General features: G+C 65.7%; 1 protein-coding gene. It reads left to right on the forward strand.

The window, feature by feature from the left end:
• The first annotated feature begins 746 nt into the window (after positions 1-746).
• Positions 747-4,052 (forward strand): tubulin-like doman-containing protein, encoded by a 3,306-nt coding sequence (locus QZY48_RS13405; RefSeq protein ID WP_295431380.1) that lies wholly within the window; start codon positions 747-749, stop codon positions 4,050-4,052.
• The last annotated feature ends 61 nt before the right edge of the window (positions 4,053-4,113 follow it).

The following is a 4,113-nucleotide window of genomic DNA, read 5'->3' on the forward strand; positions in this document are numbered from 1 at the left end:
AGGAGCGGCCCCCAGGCCGCGACGGATATCGGCCTCGTGGTGGCCGGAACAGTCGCCCGCTGCCTGTGTCAGCCGCTTGATGGCGTCGCAGTCGCGTCTGCGCTCGTCACCGTGGCCTAAATTCCAAGCGATCCGAAATGTTCCATATCCAGACTTGGCAACGACCGGGAAACTGTGCCATCGTTGACAGATACTTGCCCGCTCCCGCGCGCAGACCTTCGGGAAGTCTCCCGGTAGGATGGGTAGAGCGCAGCGAAACCCATCGTTGCCGCGCGGCTAAGGCGTTGATTGCTGGGTTTCGCTGCGCTCTACCCAGCCTGCAGGCCGGGCGCGAGGCGAACCCGGTCGTTGGCCGAAACTTGAGATCGGCCTTCAGGCCGACCGACTGGGAGCGCGGCACCTGAGTCGCGGCCCGGCCTGTCCGCACCAGGCCTTGAGTTCCGGCCAGCGGCCACCTTGTGGAGTCCAAGGCTTCAGCCTTGGTCCTGTGCATCCAAGGCTGAAGCCTTGGACTCCGGCCCGGGGCGGCCGGAACGATGATCAAGGCCCCGCACCAGGTGACGCCACAGTCGTTTGAGAGATCGCGCCGCGACTCGGGTGCGGCGCTCCCAGGGGCGGGGATGATGATCGAGGCCGCCGGTGCCGGGTCGGTGTCGGCATGGATCTTTACTGACAGCGGCAGCGCGCCGGTGGTCGGCGCCGCGCCCCTGATGCGACATCCAGAAGCGACATCCAGAGGAGCAATCATGGCTGATAACGACTATCGCGCCGACCAGGGCACCATCATCCCGACCTTTTTCATCGGGGCCGGCGGGGTGGGCTCGCGGATTGTGGATCGCATCGCGGCGCGGGCGGCGAGTCTGCCGAATTGGGAGACGCAACTGCGCCCGCTGACGTCCTTCATCTCCATCGACACCAATGACCTGGATCAGGATTCGCTCAAATCCATCCCCAAGGGCAACCGGATCAATATCGCCGCCTTCGACAAGCAGAAGGTGGTCGAGTATCTGCGCCGCTCCAATGACCCCCAGACGGAGCAATGGCTGCCGTCCACCTATAGCCCGCGGGAGGGTGTCAAGCCGGGCGCCGGACAGATCCGGATCGAGTCCCGGCTGGGCTTTTTCTTTCATTCACCGATGATCCGGCAACGGTTGAAGGACCTGGTGAATCAGGCCCTGACCCCGGGCGTGACCTGGCGCAAGCAGGGCAAGTTCAACGTCTATCTCTTTTGCACCCTGGCCGGCGGCACCGGTTCCGGCAGCTTCCTGTCGCTGGCCTATCTGGTCGATGATGTCATCAAACGCGCCAATTGGCAGCCGCGGGTGATCGCGAACCTGCTGCTGTCCTCGCTGGTGACGGACAAGGTGGGTCCCGAGTTGCATACCAACATCCATGCCAACACCTATGCGGCGCTGAAGGAGCTGGAGAACCTCACCAAGCTCGATTATGCCCAGGTCAAACAGTCCGGGCGCACGGCGGAGCCCTTCCAGTATTTCCGCAATGAGGGCTCACACGAGACGCTCAGCGTCGGCGCCCGGCCCTTTTTTGTCTCGTTCATCCTCGACCGCCCGCCCCATGTCGGCACCCGGGACCCCGAGAAGGTCATTGCCGATGCCGCCTTCCTGCAGGTCTTCACCCCGGTCATCAACGAGCTTTCAGGCGAATACGACAACTATGAGCAGCACCTGGAATCACTGACGCGCTTCCCCGGTGACTTGAGCGATGTCGGCGAGGGCTTTGCGAAGAATTACGGTACCTTCGGGGCGGTGGCCCTGGTCCTGCCGGGTCACGACCTGCTGGAATACTGTGCCCTGCGCTTCGCCGCCCAGGCACTGCGGTCCCAGATCACCTTCGGTGTCGAGGATACGGACGCGGGCGACGATCGCGCCCGCGCCCTGGCGAAGCTTGCGGTGGATTACAACAGTCCGCGCTTCGCGCAGATGTCCGACGAGGGCCGCGAGGAACTGATCAATGCCTCCTTCGTCGCCTCCGTGCGCGAACTGGCGCGCCAGGATGCCAATGAGGAACTGTTCGACGGCTACTGGTACCGGCTGGTGGAGGGCACCGATGCGGGCGCCGTCACCGGCACCACCGAGAAGGGCGAGGAGGTCCGGGCCGATACCCTGGTGCAGAAGGTGGAGCGGCGGCTGGCGGAGCAGCGCGAGGTGCTGATCAACCGGATCACGATCAAGGATCGCACCATGTTCTTTCAGAAGGAGCAGGCCAATGCCTATATCGACATGGTCTCGAAGCTGGAGGAGGAGGTCCGCAAGGGGCACCAACTGGTCGATAACGAGGCGCCGGGTCTGGTGACGGCCGCGCGTGAGGGCGAGGCCGTCACCGGGCTCAAGCTCGATCCGATCCAGGAGCGCTATCTGGTCGTGCGCCTGCTGGAGGTGTGCGGCAAGACCTGGCTCACCGCGGCGCGCCAGGAGGAGCAGGCGACCGAGGCGAAGGATATCGTCAAGTCCCAGAAGAAGCGCGCCGAACTGCGCGATCTCACCTATGAGAACCTGCGCAAGGCGGCGGCCAGCCGGCGGCTCTTCAATCGCGATCAGGACTTCATCCAGGCCAAGGAGGAGGCGCAGGCGGTCTATACCCAGGCCAAGACCGCGGCCCTGCGCTATCTGGATGCACGGGTGCGCCTGATGCAATTGCGCGGCCTGTTGGAGTTCCTGCAGGGGCGCTCGCGCCAATACGTGCGGTTGGCCACCCGCATGGACGGCCTGGTCAAGGAGCTGGAGAAGGAGGCGGCCCGGCTGATGGCCGGTGAAACGGCCGTGTTCCCGACCTACAGCATGCGCGTGGAGGTCTTCGAGACCCTGGACGAACCGCGTCGGCGTATCTGGCAGCGGGTCTACAGCCGGCTTTTCATCGAAGACGGTCACTTCGTCAGCACCTTCGATCGGCAGTCGCTCGCCCAGGCCATCGCGGCCGAATTAAAGCCGGTGGTGCAGGACGGCGGCCGCGTGGTCGCCAAGGGGGTGGATCAGACCGTTGCCGATCTGCGCCGTGCCATGACCCAACTCGGGCGCGAGCGGCTGCGCGGGCGCATCTTCGGGGGCGGTGAGGGGCAGTCGGGGCTCGACGTGATCTCCGGTCTGGACCTGGAGGCCCGGCTGGTCCTGGAACCCGGCAAGGCACCCGGCGAGCCGGTGACCGATGACGAGGTGGCCGCCTATCGCAAGCGCAAGGTCCTGGCGCTCGGGCAACTGGCCGGGGTGATGGCGCGGGTGAGCACGGCCGAGTCCGCCGCACTCGCCGACGGGGTCGTGACCAACCGTACCCGGCTGGTGGTCCTGGGCGTGGATACCGAGTCGGCGGGGCGGGGTGCCCAAGCCTTCCAGGATGGGCTCATCGATGTGCTGAGCGACGGGGGTCGGCAGGTCAAGACCACCCGCTGGCACGACCCGCGCCTGATCGTGGTCCATGACGTGGTGATGCCGATCCCGCTGTATTATTTCGAGGCCCTGGTCGAGGAGATCGAGCCGTCCTATCTCAAGCTCGCCGGGGACGAGCGGCGCGGCTTTCGCCTGCACACGGACCGTCATTGGGAGGACGCCCTGCCGAACCTCAACCCGCGCCGCGCCGAGGTGTCCGCCGGCTGGGCCCTGAAGACGCTGACGACGGGGCTGATCGCGCGGGTGATCGGGGTCGATGCGGTGGCGGTCGAGGGGACGGATCTGGACCTCTTCGTCTGGCGGCGCCAGAGCGGCGCACCCTTCGTGCTCGGGGCCGAGTTCGTCCTGGCACTGGCCAAGATCGGCGCCATCCACGACGACCTGCACCTGCGCGCGTCCCTGGAGGATCAGGTCCGGCAGCAGTTGGGCGCCATGTCGGGAGAGGCGCGGGAGGAGCGCCGACAGGAATTGATCGCCCAGTTGACGGCCGACCTGGACCAGATCAGCGTCAAGCGCGTCCAGGGGATCGAGGGCTCCGCCTACGACTATCTCAACGGCCCGGTCATGCGCGCCCTGCTGCACGGGTTGAAAGAACTGCCGCGCGACCCGGAGGTCGCGCGGGAGGTTCGGCGGGAGCAGAAGCGGTATTAATTTTGGATCCCGAGATTGGGCCTTGATCATTAGATTCCGGCCACCTCATGGGCGACATCCG

The sequence above is a fragment of the uncultured Thiodictyon sp. genome (assembly GCF_903828115.1).
GTDB lineage: Bacteria > Pseudomonadota > Gammaproteobacteria > Chromatiales > Chromatiaceae > Thiodictyon.

Bases quoted from the DNA above. Each gene is read 5' to 3' on its own strand.
- QZY48_RS13405 (WP_295431380.1), top strand. From the start codon at position 747: ATGGCTGATAACGACTATCGCGCCGACCAGGGCACCATCATCCCGACC.